General features: G+C 41.0%; 13 protein-coding genes. 6 read left to right on the top strand and 7 right to left on the bottom strand.

Going from position 1 to position 14,718, the window contains the following annotated elements; translation table 11 throughout:
* Window positions 1–294 precede the first annotated feature (294 nt).
* Window positions 295–1,950, bottom strand: coding sequence for an alpha-keto acid decarboxylase family protein (locus RM049_RS05720; protein ID WP_322703490.1), 1,656 nt, complete (start codon window positions 1,948–1,950; stop codon window positions 295–297).
* 175 nt (window positions 1,951–2,125) lie between these two features.
* Here RM049_RS05720 and ppsA point away from each other — a divergent pair, with 175 nt between their 5' ends.
* A complete protein-coding gene (ppsA, locus tag RM049_RS05725) occupies window positions 2,126–4,750 on the top strand; it encodes a phosphoenolpyruvate synthase (RefSeq protein ID WP_322703491.1) in 2,625 nt (874 codons plus the stop codon).
* Window positions 4,751–4,848: 98 nt separating this feature from the next.
* Here ppsA and RM049_RS05730 read toward each other — a convergent pair whose 3' ends face one another.
* Entirely contained in the window at window positions 4,849–5,151 is a 303-nt protein-coding gene (locus RM049_RS05730; RefSeq protein ID WP_322703585.1) for a hypothetical protein, read from the bottom strand.
* 62 nt (window positions 5,152–5,213) lie between these two features.
* On the opposite strand from RM049_RS05730, the gene RM049_RS05735 reads away from it, so the two are divergent.
* Window positions 5,214–5,411 carry a hypothetical protein gene (locus tag RM049_RS05735; protein ID WP_322691087.1) on the top strand — a complete coding sequence of 66 codons (198 nt, stop codon included), beginning with the start codon at window positions 5,214–5,216 and terminating at the stop codon, window positions 5,409–5,411.
* 79 nt (window positions 5,412–5,490) lie between these two features.
* Here the strand turns inward: RM049_RS05735 and RM049_RS05740 are convergent, their stop codons facing one another.
* The 5 genes from RM049_RS05740 to RM049_RS05760 form a co-directional block, all read right to left on the bottom strand.
* A complete protein-coding gene (locus tag RM049_RS05740; protein ID WP_099099723.1) occupies window positions 5,491–5,868 on the bottom strand; it encodes a VOC family protein in 378 nt (125 codons plus the stop codon).
* Window positions 5,869–5,946: 78 nt separating this feature from the next.
* On the bottom strand, window positions 5,947–6,675 hold the full coding sequence (locus tag RM049_RS05745) for a peptidylprolyl isomerase (protein WP_322703492.1): 729 nt from the start codon (window positions 6,673–6,675) through the stop codon (window positions 5,947–5,949).
* A 63-nt stretch (window positions 6,676–6,738) separates the two neighbouring features.
* Complete coding sequence (locus RM049_RS05750; protein ID WP_322703493.1) at window positions 6,739–8,145, bottom strand: HlyD family efflux transporter periplasmic adaptor subunit; 1,407 nt, start codon at window positions 8,143–8,145, stop codon at window positions 6,739–6,741.
* Between the two features lie 87 nt (window positions 8,146–8,232).
* A complete protein-coding gene (locus RM049_RS05755; protein ID WP_322703494.1) occupies window positions 8,233–11,274 on the bottom strand; it encodes a peptidase domain-containing ABC transporter in 3,042 nt (1,013 codons plus the stop codon).
* Window positions 11,275–11,300: 26 nt separating this feature from the next.
* Window positions 11,301–11,861 (bottom strand): helix-turn-helix domain-containing protein, encoded by a 561-nt coding sequence (locus RM049_RS05760; protein WP_322703495.1) that lies wholly within the window; start codon window positions 11,859–11,861, stop codon window positions 11,301–11,303.
* Window positions 11,862–12,320: 459 nt separating this feature from the next.
* Between RM049_RS05760 and RM049_RS05765 the strand changes: the two genes are divergently transcribed.
* From RM049_RS05765 to RM049_RS05780, 4 genes are all read left to right on the top strand, one after another.
* Window positions 12,321–12,506, top strand: coding sequence for a hypothetical protein (locus tag RM049_RS05765; protein ID WP_322703496.1), 186 nt, complete (start codon window positions 12,321–12,323; stop codon window positions 12,504–12,506).
* Between the two features lie 61 nt (window positions 12,507–12,567).
* The gene (locus RM049_RS05770; protein WP_322703497.1) at window positions 12,568–12,789 is read left to right on the top strand and encodes a hypothetical protein; all 222 of its coding nucleotides are present in this window, start codon (window positions 12,568–12,570) and stop codon (window positions 12,787–12,789) included.
* Window positions 12,790–12,978: 189 nt separating this feature from the next.
* Window positions 12,979–13,215 (top strand): hypothetical protein, encoded by a 237-nt coding sequence (locus RM049_RS05775; protein ID WP_322703498.1) that lies wholly within the window; start codon window positions 12,979–12,981, stop codon window positions 13,213–13,215.
* A gap of 319 nt (window positions 13,216–13,534) precedes the next feature.
* Window positions 13,535–14,707, top strand: coding sequence for an aminoglycoside phosphotransferase family protein (locus tag RM049_RS05780; protein ID WP_322703499.1), 1,173 nt, complete (start codon window positions 13,535–13,537; stop codon window positions 14,705–14,707).
* Window positions 14,708–14,718 lie beyond the last annotated feature (11 nt).

A 14,718-nucleotide genomic window follows, 5' to 3' on the forward strand; every position in this document is an offset into this window, starting at 1 on the left:
ATCTGACGTTGGTGTGCGACTAGAATTTTGGTAAGGCTCAAAGACAGCCCCGCCCCCATAGTTAATAATCCCTTGATGCTGGATAAGAGTTAGTTCTTTTTGCTTGGGAGGAACTGACCTTTTAGCGATCGCTTTCTGTACCCAACTTTTTCATGCCATCCATTCAGTCCACTGGGGCGCATCTGTCACCAGTTGAGCAAACAAGTTTTGGCAAGCGTCTTCAAACTCCAACATCACACCGCAACGCCGATCGATCGTTAAGGTACTGAGTAATTGATGAGGCAGTATGTTGCTTTATTGCTGCAACATCTTCAACAGAACCTCTGGGCTGTCCATTTTATCCATTACAACCTCAATAAAAGCAAGTTGGTCACGGTTTTGTTGAGCTGTTTCTAATGCTTTGTCTAACTGCGATTCGGTACTAACTTTAATTGCCCAGGCATTGCCAGCGAAAACCTTAGGGAGCTGATGATAATTCCAAGGTTGAATGTCGTTATATGGCATACGTTCACCGTGAATATCACGCTCTATAGTATATCCATCATTGTTAATCAAAAAAATAATCGGTTTTAGATTATAGCGTAAGATGGTTGAAAGTTCTTGTGCAGTCATTTGGAAAGACCCGTCACCAACCAGTAGGATAGAGCGACGTTGTGGTGCGGCGATGGCACAACCAAGTAATGAACCAACAGAGTAACCAATCGATCCCCAAAGTACTTGCCCAACAAAAGTAGCTCCTTTTGGCAAAGGAACGATAGAAGCGCCAAACAAACAAGTTCCAGTCTCAGCAACGATAATGTCATCTTCTTGGAGAAAATGAGCAAATCTATGCCAAAAATGCTGCTGCGTAATCGGTGCCGAAGAGCCGCCAACGATAGGCTCTATAAAACCAGCATCTAAATTTTCTCTTGCTGATTTGAAATTCAGCGTTTGAGGATCGCGGTGCTGCAACCGTTGGCTTAAAGCAGAAAGCACATCTGCCATAGCGACATTGTTGTATAAAGCATGTTTAACTTTTACATACTCCCCATGCACTTCAATAGTTTGGCTGGGATCGAGTTTGGCAGAAAACTTACCTGTGTTGAAATCAGTCATCAAAGCACCGATAGTTAAAACACAATCTGCCTGCTCAATACGTTTTCTGACAGATTCCTCACTGGCAGCACCATTATATATGCCGATGAATTGGGGGTGGGTTTCTTCTAGCAATCCTTTTCCCATGTTCATCGTCGCATAAGGGTATCCAGTAGCTGTTAGCAATTCTCGCAATTGTTCATGCAAATGATAGCGAGCTACACCAATATCAGCAAGAATCACCGGTTGGGAAGCTTTTTCCAGTATGTTTACACAGACATCAATTATTTCTGCTATTGTAGCGCCATCGCTCTGAAATACAGGGGGTATAAAGAAATCAGACGGTGCAGACACCTCAGCTAGAGCAACATCCATCGGTATGGAAATATAAACAGGTAATTTCTTCAGCAAACAGATACCTAAAACTCTGTCAATTTCCGTTGTTGCATTTTCATTTGTTAAATATGCTTGAGCCACCGTTACCTGTTGATACATTCGGGCAAATATTGAAAAATCACCAGTACCAAGCGTATGATGGACAAGTGAACCAAGAGCTTGAATTTTAGTTGCAGGAGCACCGGTAATTGCTACAACAGGAACGTGTTCAGCATAAGCGCCAGCGATACCATTAATAGCACTGAGTTCACCAACACCAAACGTAGTTACTAATGCCGCAACACCATTAAGCCGACCATAACCATCGGCAGCATAGGATGCGTTAAGTTCGTTGCAAGTAGAAATTAACTCGATGCCATTGTGGTTAACAATATAGTCGAGAAATTCCATATTGTAGTCTCCAGCAACCCCAAAGATATGCTTGATGCCAATTTGCTCCAGACGAAGCAATAAATAGTCGCCAACAGTAAACTTTGCCATTGTCTTAGCCAAATTACCCCTTTAGGGTATGAAAACTATAACTGAGATGCGTATCTCTGAAGTAAGAATAGGATTGTGACTTTTGCCGACGCCCATGTACACCGACCGTCGAGAGTCGATCGGTTGTGATGCAGTTAAAATTACCAAAGTATGAATTGCCAAAGGAAAGAAACTGATGAGTTCATTTGTGCTTTGTTTTCAAGATATTGATAAAACAAAACTCAAGGTTGTTGGGGGCAAAGCTGCTAACCTGGGGGAACTATCCAGGATTGAGGGAATCCACGTACCGGATGGCTTTTGTATTTCTACTGAAGCTTTTAAAAGAATCATTGGGGAAATGCCATCGATTAATGAATTACTCGAACAGTTATCGCATCTATTGATGGAAGACCGGCATAAAATTGGTGAACTTAGCGGTGAGATTCGCTCTTTCATTGAAGGTATAACCATTCCTCAAGATATTAATGAAGAGATCGCCCGCCTCCTCTCCAGGTTTGATGAAAAAAATGCCTATGCAGTACGATCCAGCGCAACTGCTGAGGATTTACCGACAGCCTCTTTTGCAGGCCAGCAGGATACGTATTTGAACATTGTCTCAAAGGAGGCAATCTATCAGCATATCAGCAAGTGCTGGGCATCGCTATTTACCGAGAGAGCAGTAATTTACCGCCTTCAAAACGGCTTCGACCACCGTAAAGTTTACCTGTCTGTGGTTGTTCAGAAGATGGTATTACCGCAGGTGGCAGGAATTTTGTTTACTGCCGATCCCGTCACTTCTAATCGGAAGGTGTTATCCATTGATGCCAGCTTCGGACTTGGTGAAGCTTTGGTCAGAGGTCTGGTGAATGCTGATATCTATAAAGTTTGTAACGGTCAGGTTATTGATAAGAAGATATCCACCAAGAAACTGGCTATTTATGCCTTAAAAGATGGCGGTACGAAATTACAGGAAATTGAACAACACAAACAGAATAGGCAAGCGCTGACGGATGAGCAGATTTTGCAGCTTGAGCGCATCGGTAGGAAGATTGAAGAACATTTCGGCCGCCCCCAGGACATCGAATGGTGTTTGGTTGATGATACATTTTATATTGTCCAAAGTCGCCCCATCACGACTTTATATCCGATCCCGGAAGCGAGCGATCGCGAAAATCACGTTTATGTATCTGTTGGTCATCAACAAATGATGACCGACCCCATTAAACCATTGGGATTGTCTTTATTTCAATTAATAGCTGCTCGACCCATGTATAAAGCTGGTGGAAGGTTGTTTGTTGATATCACACCCGATCTGGCTTCACCTGTTAGAAGAAAAATTGTAGTAGATGTGTTGGGAAAATCCGAACCGCTCATAAAAGACGCACTGATGACTATCATAGAGCGAGGAGATTTCATTGAATCATTACCAGACGATCAAAAAGAACTAAGTCCCGGTAAAAGCAATAAATCTCCATCGCCTGCGGATTTTAAAACACTAAACGAATACGATCCGACAATCGTTTCTGATTTAATTAAGAGTAATCAAGTATCGATAGACGATTTAAAACATCACATCCAAAGGAAATCAGGATTGGATCTAATTGATTTTATTCAAGAAGACACCCAGAAATTAAAGAAGAGTTTATCCGATCCACAAAGTTTTGGTGTGATTATGACTGCTATGAATGCTTCATCATGGATCAATGAAAAAATGCAGGAGTGGTTAGATGAAAAAAACGTAGCAGACACGCTTTCTCAATCTGTACCCAACAATATTACTTCATCTATGGGTCTGGAACTATTGGATGTCGCAGATGTAATTCGTCCTTATCCTGAAGTAATTGATTATTTACAACATATAAAAGATGATAGCTTTTTGGATGAACTGGTTAAGTTTAATGGGGGAAAGGAAACCCAAGACGCTATCTATGCTTATCTCAACAAATACGGAATGCGATGTGCCGGAGAAATCGATATTACTAAAACTCGTTGGAGTGAAAAACCAACTACACTTATCCCCATGATTCTCAGTAATATCAAAAACTTTGAGCCTAATGCTAGCAAGCGGAAATTTGAGCAAGGACGACAGTCAGCTTTGAAAAAAGAACAAGAGTTATTAGATCGATTGAAGCAATTACCGGATGGCGAACAAAAGGCCGAAGAGACAAAACGAACGATCGGTCTAATTCGGAATTTCATCGGTTATCGTGAATATCCAAAATACGGCATGATTAATCGCTACTTCGTTTATAAGAAAGCTTTACTCAAAGAAGCCGAACAACTCATACAAGCGGGCGTTATTCATGAAAAAGAAGATATATACTATCTCACTTTTGAAGAACTTCGCTCAGTCATACGCACAAATAAACTTGATTACCAGATGATCGGCAAACGAAAAGATGAGTACAAATTATATGAAAAACTAACTCCCCCCCGTGTTATCACGTCTGATGGTGAAATTATTGCAGGTCGGTACAAACGAGAAAATCTCCCTGCCGAAGCTATTGTAGGTCTACCTGTTTCCTCCGGAGTTATAGAGGGACGAGCGCGTGTCATCTTAAACATGGAAGATGCCGAGCTAGAAGATGGAGATATATTAGTCACCTCCTTTACTGACCCTAGCTGGACACCATTGTTTGTATCCATAAAAGGCCTAGTCACCGAAGTTGGTGGACTGATGACACATGGAGCAGTTATCGCACGTGAATATGGTATAAGTGCAGTTGTTGGAGTAGAAAATGCTACCAAGCTGATCGAAGACGGACAGAGAATTCGGGTTAATGGAACGGAAGGCTATGTAGAAGTGGGATTCGTTGGCTAGAAACTATACCCCGCAAGGTGTTAAAGGATTATCCGCAAGATTCTCAACCCTCCGGGTTCGCAGTTCCTACAACAAAGAGAACCTCCGCAACGGACTGCTCACCTTGACAACTGAATGACCATGTAGGTGCGAGTCCTACCCCGCAGGTGCAACGGTGAAAGCACTTCCCCCAGGTTCAAGACTAGCGATCGCCCCTGGCGTCGATCGCATTCCTCTTGTCTTGAAAATCGAGTGATGCCTATTATATTCCCGGACGAGAGCAGTATTGGATCGGGTATATAATGGCGATCGCCTACTCCTAGAGAGGAAAGTGGAACGGGCATTTTTGAAGCGGGGAAGGCACTGGCAAAATTGAGGGACAGACGGCTGTATCGTTCTACACATAAAACATTTGAAGCCAATCGCCCTTTTAGGGAGACAGTGTCGAACTCACGTTAACTTAATGCTCTGCTAAATAATTCCAATGAATTGGCAAGTAGGAGAAAAAGGAAATCTGGGGATGGAGAAAGTAGCGAAGCGATCGCTCTTAAAGCAAAGCGTAGCCAATCGATTTTCTCTCTTACTGCCAAAAGTTCTGCTGATGTGGACTATTGGAGTCATAAGTGGGGAGTTGGTAGGAAATCTTGGGTCAAGATTCGTTTTACAAGCTTTTTTAGGCTGATCCCCACTAAGACAGTTAGGTTAAATTGCAAATGAAATCATATCCCTGCCTAATTCCCCGATTTAGGTGTAAATCCAGGTTAAGACTGCGGATTTTGCCTAAGCCCTAACAAATTTCCGTCAATATCCTTGAAAGTGGATAATTGCACTCCATGACCAACATCTGTAATTGGCCCAACTGAGACTCCTTTTTCAGTCAGGCTTTGACGAGCAGTAACTATATCATTGACAACAAAGGTACTGACAGTATTACCTGGTTCAACTGAGTTACTCAAGTTCAATCCGATTGCAAAGCGTGGAATATCAGGAAAACTAAACTGTCTCCAGCTAGGTGTGTCATATTTTTCTTCAGGAACTAACCCAAGCTTGGATTTGTACCACTCGGCACTAGCTTCGAGATTAGTAACGTCTAGTTTGGTGACAAAACTATATTCACCAAAAGTGTTTTTCAATGTCATATTCTACTGTGCTAATCCAGAACTTTTGTAATACAGCTATTATAAGCTTTTTAGGATAAAATACTGCAAGCTTACCAATTATAGGGTAAAATTTAGATCCAAAATTTTACGCTTTAGCCATTCAGAAAACAAGTTTGAGAGAATTTTTAAGCGCAACATCTCGTCCAATTGTGGCTCAATAATTTCCTCAACCAAAATTAGATGTGCCCCAATGGATGTCAATATTGGTTTGACAACTTGCGGTGGAGTTGCCGCAAAGACAGCAGCAGAAATTTCTGGTTTCAAATCTGCACGGCTTAATATCCCTCGATATCCTCCTTTTCTGCGTAGTTCTGTATCTTGAATATATTGATGAGCAATTTCATGAAAACTTATCTCACCTTCACCCAATGCGTAAAACAGTTCCATAGCCAAATCAAAATCATCTAAAACGACTTCATACATAACTATCTGGGCATAATCAATCTGATGTTCTACAAAAAAAGATTCAACTTTATCTACAAACAGATATTGAGCTAATTTTGAGGAAATTACTGTGTAATAAACTAATTCTTCAAACTCGTCTAGAGATAAACTGTGTCTCTGTAGCCATGACCAAGTAGCATCAGCACCAGTCAAATTGTTCATCAAACGCAAGTTATCTGCCGCTTGCTGTAGTTCTTCTGGCTCCACTTTAATATTAACTTCTTGTGCCGTATATGAAATAATCTTGCGAGTAAGAATACCTTCAATCACAGAAGGAATTTGACATGAAATCTTGACTTGGTTGATAATTTCTTCGAGAGAAACAGTTGCCACTTCTAACATAGTAAAACTTCTTAGCGATGGAAATGAAATAGAAAAGATAAACTTTTTGATAGTTCTTGATTTTTAGAGTTTCAAACCACCTTTTTGCAACTTTTTAAACGGGTCTAACACAAAATCAACAATACGGCGCTGCCGAACAATTACCTCAGCAGTTGCTGTTTGACCAGGCGTTAAAGCAATACGTTTGTTTCCACTTTGAATATAAGTCTGCGGCACTGCAATTTCTAATTCAAAATTTTCTATGTTACCTTGAGCAGTTTCCACAACTTTGGAGTCTGGTGAAATCCAGTGGAGTTTGCCTTCTATCACTCCATAATCTTGGAAAGGATAAGCATCAAATTTAAGTTTAACTGGCATTCCTACACGCAGAAAGCCACTTTCTTGACTAGGCATCTGTGCTCTGAATATTAGAGGTACTCCATTAGGTGCAATCTGAGTAATCATCTGCCCTGGTTGTACGACTGTCCCGGCGTTATTGATAGACAACTGAAAAATCGTGCCAGCAATCGGAGCGCGGAGTGTTTGCTGTTGTAATTGAAATTGTAAAGAATGAATTTGCTTTTTAGTTTGAGAAATTTCTGATTGTAAATCTACAACTTGAGCTTGGAGTTCTTTAAGTTGTTTCTGACTATCCAAAACGGCAAGTTCACCTGTGCGTCTAATACGTTGATTGGTGCTTTGCTGTTTAGCAATCTCGGTATTAGCCTGTTGAATATCTGATTGAGCTTGTTCTAAAAGTCTTTGGCGTTCAAACATTGTACCTTCTATTTCTTCTAATTTACTTTTGGAAATAGCGCCCTTTTGTAAAAGATATCGATAACGTTGTACCTCATTTTTAGCTAGCTTAATGCGACCAACTTCTAGAGCATATACTTGTTTGCTGGAATTAAATTTTTGATGTATTTGGTCAAGTTGAGCAACTTGCTCAGATTCTTGAGCTTGATTTTGCAATTGCTGAGTGCGTAAAGACATTTCCAGTTGATTTTTTAATAGCTGAAGCTGATTAACTCGATTTTGTTGACCCTCAAGTTTTGCCTGAGTTTGTTGCAGTTCAGTACGAGTTAATTCTGATTCTAATTCCAGTAAAGTTTGCCCTAAAAGTACAGTTTGGCCTTCTTTTACCTTAATGGCTGTAACTTTTCCGGTAACAGGTGCATCTAATCTCACAGTTCTCCCTTGGGGTTCAAGTCGTCCTCTGGCGCTACCTGTTTCGTCTACTTTGGATAGCATTGCCCAAGGTAAGACGATCGCAGCAAATATTACTAGCCAATACAACAAGCCGCGTGTCCAAATCCGTGGTAAGGTATCAATCAGTTCTTTTGTTAAAGAAGACCAGTCTTCACCCAAAGGTGCATAGGATTTTCGCTCTTGTGATGATAGTGTTTTTTTGGATTCTTTCAAGTCTAGTTGATTATTAGGGTAGTGACCGTTCTGACTGAACTGCTCTTGGGTAGTAAATTCATTTGGCATAATTGGTAATACAGTTTTGGATTTCAAATATTGGATTTTTCTGGTTTCTAGCAAAGCTAAAGAACGAAAAATGAAGAGGCTTTTAGTTCAAACTGCTATGGTAAGTTGCTGTTGATTCAGGTAAAAGTAGTGACCGCGTTTAGCCATTAATTGATCGTGAGTTCCACATTCAACCAAAAGACCTCTATCTAGCACCAAAATTTTGTCAGCATTGCGTACTGTTGAAAGGCGATGAGCAATTACTAGTGTTGTTCTATCTTGAAGAATTTTGTTGAGGTTAGTCTGGATGATACGTTCAGATTCAGCGTCAAGACTGCTGGTGGCTTCATCTAAAATCAGCAGTTGGGGATTTCCGACAAGGGCGCGAGCGATCGCTAGCCGTTGTCTTTGTCCACCAGACAGGGTTCCTCCTCCCTCACCGATTTGTGTTTCATAGCCCATCGGTAATTCTTTAATAAATTCATGCGCTCCCGCTTGTTGCGCTGCTTCTATGACCTCTTCTAAAGTTGCTTCGGGATAACCTAAACTAATATTTTCCCGAATCGTACCACCAAAGAGAAAAGTATCTTGGTCAACGACACCAATTTGAGAACGGAGCGATCGCAATGACAAACTAGTAATATCATAGCCGTCAATCAAAATTTTCCCTTCTGTGGGAGGATACAGCCCCAATACTAACTTGGAAATGGTCGTTTTTCCCGAACCACTGCGCCCTACAAGTGCGATCGTTTGCCCTGGTTGCACCTCAAAACTGATGTTTTCTAAGGTGTTTCTATCACTTTCTGGATGATAACGAAAAGTAACTTTGTCAAAGCAAATATAACCGCGAATTGGCGGTAAAGATTGATGAGACTGGTGTTGTAAATCTTCTTCTGGTTCAGCGTCAATCACATCATTGATGCGTTCAACGGCAATTAGCACCTCTTGCAATTCATTCCATAGCAAAATCAGCCTTTGGAAGGGATTAATAACATTACCCAGCAACATATTAAAAGCAATCAGTTGCCCAATTGTGAGTTCATTCTGAATCACTTGCCATGCCCCAAACCACAGTAAAACTGTGGTGACTACAGCTTCAATACCGGAGCTAAATATTTGCAGTGTATTGCCAATTACCTGCCCAGAAAAAGTTTTTTTCACTGATTTACCAAAAAGTTCTTCCCAATGCCAGCGGACTGTTTGCTCAACAGCCATAGACTTAATCGTGCGGATACCAGTGAGAGACTGAATCAAATACCCAGTTTCTTCATTATGTGCCCCAAAAATCTCGCGGGAAACACGCTGTAAGAAAGGTGTAGCAATCAGCGCCAATAATACGAATGGTGGCACAATTACTAAGGTCATTAATGCCATCTTCCAACTATACCAAAACATCAATCCTACATAGACAAATACTGTTAGTAAATCGAGGAAGATAGATAGGGCTTCACCAGTTAAAAAACGTTGAATTTTGCGATTTTCCTGCACGCGGGAAATAATATCACCAACGTAACGGGACTCGAAATAGTTCAGAGGTAAACGGAAGGTATGACTAATAAAACCCACAATCAAGGCTAGATCGACTCGGTTAGCTGTGTGGTCTAGAAGGTATTGCCGCAGTCCAGTTATGGCAACTCTAAAAAGGCTAAAGATTACCAAGCCGATGCCTACAGCCGTTAATGTTAGGTCACTGCGCTGCACAACTACTCGGTCTAACAATAATTGCGTAAATAGGGGTGTAATCAGGCCAAAAATTTGAATGAGGATGGAAGCAATAAATACTTCCAACAACACCAGCCAGTGAGGTTTAGTTAATTCAAAAAACTGCCAGAAAGCAGTACTAGCTTCTTTTGTCTCTTTGAGTAAGGCTGTGGGTTGGAGTAATAAAGTATAGCCAGTCCAACCTGCTTTAAATTCTGCATAAGTGAGGGTACGCTGACCAATAGCAGGATCTCCAACGATAACGCGATCGCCTCTGACTTCGTAGACGACAATATAATGTTTGCCTTCCCAATGCACAATCGCAGGCAAACTTTGCTGGGCAAGTTTATCAAGGCTGGCTTTTACAGGTCGAGTCGAAAACCCGATGCTTTCTGCTGCTGCTGCTAAACCTCGCAGCGATGATCCATCCCGATCGACGTTGGCAATGTCTCGCAGCCGATTGACGCTAAAACGCTTACCCCAGTAAAGACCAACCATCACTAAGCAAGCCGCACCGCAATCAGATGCACTTTGTTGTTCAAAAAAAGGATAGCGTCGAGTAATGCGTTGCCATAAATGACCGATTTTTACAGTTGGGCTAGGGAAGTAGGCTTTATTAATTTTTTTCTGAAACTGGTTTTTTGGCTCAACAGTAAATTGAGGAAATATAACAGGCTCAGACGCTGCTACTGGGTGGTTATTGGCTGATGGGTTAGCATCGAGTTCAGCCAGTTGTGGCACATATTGCTGTGCTGTTTCCCAATGCGAACAGCTGAGGCTGTATAGTTGCGTTGGTTGAGTTACTTGCCAACCACGTTCTTTGGGTAACTGAGATAAGGTGTAAATATTGCCAGCAGTGAGTTTGAGTCCTGATGTGTGCAGTAGTTCGCCGCGACGCAGTATCCAAAGTTGTTGGTCTTTGAGTAAAGAAGATGGAAGTTTGTTAATTTGGAGATTGTGCTGCTCTAGCAATGGTTGTATTTGCACTACACCTTCGTAAGCAGCATTATTCAGCGCCGCATTTTGGCGACATAACAGCAGTAAATCCCAAAGTACAGCTTGACGGTGAAGATGCTGCCCAATAGAGGGATACTTGCGGATGAGCGATCGCAAACAATTTCCTGAAATATAGCAAACTTTGAGATTTACCGAAGCCCTAGCAGTGTAAGGTTGAAATTCCTCCTCTGGAAATAGCGTTAGTTGAGCAAATGATGTTCCCGCACCTACAGAAGCGATTAAATTATCGGTGCGATCGAGCAATCTGACTTTACCTGCCAAAATTAGATAAATACCTACGTTTGCATCTGCTGTTTGCCAGAACAGTTTGCCTGCACTAGGCTGGAGAATTTCAATTTGTTTGATGCAGTCTGAAAATTCCTGTTCTGAAAGAGTCTGACCCAGAGTTTGGGCAAGCTGTTGAGTGGAAAATTCTGTTTTGTTCTGAACCATGATTTGTTGGGAGTTTAATGGCAGAATTAGTTACTTGTTGTAGCGAAATTCAATGACCACCGAAAATCAGGCTCTGCATTTGGTAGCAGGTTGTTTATAGTAATCCGAGGATTTTTTGTGTTATTAATTTCTTTCTCGGCAGTTTTGCGTGTCTGTCGAGTTGAAAGTCCCATCTCTTTGAGCAAGCGGTTAATGTGGCAACTGCTAACCTTAATTCCCAGTTCTTTTGCCAGATGCTTGCTTAACCATTGGCCTGTCCACCGCTCAAATGAATAGCCATACTCACGCGGACTATGGCTTGCTAGTTCTTGCAAACGAGCCAGATATTGCTCATTCACAGCTTTGGGACGACCCATTGGGCGATCGCTCCAATGATGAGCTTGACCTGTTTGGGCGATCGTAATCCAGTGCCGTGCCGTCTCCTGAGAGCATCCTAACGCTTCACAGATTTGAGTCTGAGATTGGCCTGCATCTGCCAACAACATAATTTCAATGCGACGGCGGTACTCTGGGCGTAAATCTGCTTCTAGATTTTTCAATAAAAGCTTGCGCTGAAACGCTGTTAAATATAGACCTTGCTTGTCCACAGCAATTCCTCCTGGTATAACTTGCAATGCCTAGATAGAAATTAATCTGGATAATCCTTGAGAACCTCTGTTACTTCTCTGAATCAAAACTCCGGGAATTCCACAACTCGTTACAAAGTTTTACAATAATCTGTGAAACAGTCACAAGTGTGGTTTTTCAGGCTTTGGTGGTGTGACAGGGTAAAAACACCACTATATAGAACAAAAAACATCGCTTTAGTTTCAAATTGCCTAATTCAGAGTAGTGACGCGTTACTGCACTGTAATTTTTCAGAGAAAAGTACTTTGATTTTTGAATATTAAATATTTTAATACTTAAAACATAAGTCATTGATTTATGCATAAACAATGACTTTTTAAGTCTTGAAATTATTGATTGAATCTCCGAAAATTTAAATGTGATTAAGCAATACACAGCTAATCCAATTAAAAACAACTTCATCTAAGAGGAAAAATTCAATGGCTACTATCAACATTTCTGATTTGCGTCCTACTGGCTCCGATCTATTTTCTGATTCTGAAGGCTATATGGATGATTTAGTTGATAGCGAGATTGGCGCTATTAAGGGTGGTTTAGTGGGTTTGATTGTTGTGGGAACCATCGTTCTTGCAACTTTATATTTTGGTGCAGGAGAAGCTTACTAACCTGTAACAAAGCAGGTTACAGCAATTCCATTTAAAGCAATTTCATTTAAGAGGAAAAACAATGGCTACGATCAATATTTCCGATTTGCATCCTGTTGGTTCCGATCTATTTTATGATTCTGAAGGCTACATGAGAGATTTGACTGATAGCGAATTTGACCACCTTTCTGGTGGCTTTTCGCCTTTGATCTATGCAGGTGTTTTAGCTCTCGAATCATCAGGTGCGTGTGCTGCGGCCGCAGGACTTGTCGTAGGTGGTGTTATTGGCTATACCAATGCCTAAAAACTAGTAAGACAGCTGTAGTTATTAAACTAACTAATGCTTGTAGTGCTTTAAAGCAACCATTTGTATCTGCTAAATAAGCAAATTGCAAGCAGTTTGTTGGCTTTTGAATGCTATCTACAACTGTAGTAATAGAGCTAATCAACAATTGAATCAATGAATCCATGTAAATATTCAAAGGAGTGTACCATGTCAACTATTCGTATTAGCAATCTCAGTGTGCCAGGGTTTGATCTGCTTTCAGATGAAGAAAGTTATCTCAATGAGATAAATAACGATGAGTTTGATTTAACTCATGGGGGAGCAACCCCTGCAATTGCTGCTAGTATCCTTGCCGTATCTGGGGCAGTGGGTGTATCTATTGCAGTTTCTAAAGAGGTTAAGAAATTTCACGATCGCAGAGAGGGTTTTACATCCTTTTTGTAAACTGAAAAAATCAGGTTAAAGTCTTTTGGAAAAGGTTTAAATATCTAAATTACTTAGGTTTTTAAAACCTTTTCCAGCAAAGCTTTGATGATTTTTTTGATTAACTATTATTTACCTAATACCAATTCTGTATGAAGATACACATAAAAACACCCCCCTGTAGTCCCCCCGATGCCTTGGGGGGACGGCGTAGCCGGGGGGTAATATATATGCAGCTTCACAAAGAAACGGTATAAGCAAGCAGAAACTAAAAAAGCCTCCGAAAAAAGCGAACCTAAGCAATGAGCATTATCAAGCAAAGTTTAAGGAAAATTTGACTATGACATTTTTATTAAGCTCTCAAAATGTTTTCGATTACTTATTTAGACAGGAGGTATGTTCTCATAAAGAGCCAGACTTGAGCCAGATCGAGCAAAAGGTTGCTAAAAACTTTAACTTATTGGTGAGTTTATCGGATGGTCATAAATTCCTCGTTAAACAAGAGCGTCACGCTCAAGAAGGACAAACGGCTGGCGAGTTTTTGAACGAATGGCGAATTCAAGAGTTTTTACAACGTTTCTCACAGCTTAACTACATTCGTCCAATGCTTTCGGAAGCACTCCATTTTGATACACAGCATTCAATCATTGTTTTCAACTACCTCAATGACTATTGTGATTTAGCTGAATTCCACATAAAGGAGAATATTTTTCCATCTGCGATCGCAACTTCAATCGGAGCTACTCTAGCTACAATCCATCGCGCTACTTTCAACCGTCAGGAATATCAGGAATTCTTCTCTCACAATTCTGAGGGTGTAGGCATTGAGCAAACTCCTAAATTTCTTCGTGGGCTAGAACGGATTAGCCCGGAAGTTTTCGGTCAGGTTCCAGCAGACGGTCTGAAATTTTTTGCTCTTTATCAACGCTACGATAGCCTGGGAAAAGCGATCGCAGAACTCGCCACTACTTTCGAGGCTTGTTGTCTAACGCACAATGACCTAAAGCTGAACAACATTCTCTTGCACAACGATTGGGAGCAAACTATTTCTCAAGCAGAGCAATCGAATCATAGTATTATTCGATTGATAGATTGGGAACGCGGCGCTTGGGGAGATCCTGCATTCGATTTAGGAATGCTCATTGCCAGTTATTTACAATTTTGGCTTGGTAGTTTGGTTGTTAGCAAAGCGATCGATATCGAAGAATCCTTGCGCCTAGCGATGACACCGCTTGAGATGATTCAGCCTTCTATTGCAGCCCTTACTCAAGCTTATCTTAGTAATTTTCCAGAAATTTTAGAGCATCGCCCTGATTTTTTGAGACGACTTGTGCAGTTTTCTGGTCTTGCATTGATTCAACAAATTCAGGCAATGCTTCAGTACCAAAAATCCTTTGGTAATACGGGTATTTGTATGCTTCAGGTTGCCAAAACTTTGTTGATCCGCCCAGAACAATCAATCTCGACTGTTTTTGGAGTGGCAGAATCTGAACTCATACATACTAATTCGTAATTCGTAATTGC

The organism is Nostoc sp. DedQUE04, from assembly GCF_034530995.1.
In the GTDB taxonomy this organism is placed as follows: Bacteria; Cyanobacteriota; Cyanobacteriia; order Cyanobacteriales; family Nostocaceae; genus Nostoc.

Excerpts from the sequence above, each read along its gene's own strand:
- RM049_RS05770 (WP_322703497.1), top strand. The coding sequence starts at position 12,568 with ATGGCTACGATCAATATTTCCGATTTGCATCCTGTTGGTTCCGATCTA.
- RM049_RS05775 (WP_322703498.1), top strand. The coding sequence starts at position 12,979 with ATGTCAACTATTCGTATTAGCAATCTCAGTGTGCCAGGGTTTGATCTG.
- RM049_RS05750 (WP_322703493.1), bottom strand. The coding sequence starts at position 8,145 with ATGCCAAATGAATTTACTACCCAAGAGCAGTTCAGTCAGAACGGTCAC.
- RM049_RS05745 (WP_322703492.1), bottom strand. The coding sequence starts at position 6,675 with ATGTTAGAAGTGGCAACTGTTTCTCTCGAAGAAATTATCAACCAAGTC.
- RM049_RS05780 (WP_322703499.1), top strand. The coding sequence starts at position 13,535 with ATGACATTTTTATTAAGCTCTCAAAATGTTTTCGATTACTTATTTAGA.
- RM049_RS05735 (WP_322691087.1), top strand. The coding sequence starts at position 5,214 with ATGAATTGGCAAGTAGGAGAAAAAGGAAATCTGGGGATGGAGAAAGTA.
- RM049_RS05720 (WP_322703490.1), bottom strand. The coding sequence starts at position 1,950 with ATGGCAAAGTTTACTGTTGGCGACTATTTATTGCTTCGTCTGGAGCAA.
- RM049_RS05740 (WP_099099723.1), bottom strand. The coding sequence starts at position 5,868 with ATGACATTGAAAAACACTTTTGGTGAATATAGTTTTGTCACCAAACTA.
- RM049_RS05765 (WP_322703496.1), top strand. The coding sequence starts at position 12,321 with ATGGCTACTATCAACATTTCTGATTTGCGTCCTACTGGCTCCGATCTA.
- ppsA (WP_322703491.1), top strand. The coding sequence starts at position 2,126 with ATGAGTTCATTTGTGCTTTGTTTTCAAGATATTGATAAAACAAAACTC.
- RM049_RS05755 (WP_322703494.1), bottom strand. The coding sequence starts at position 11,274 with ATGGTTCAGAACAAAACAGAATTTTCCACTCAACAGCTTGCCCAAACT.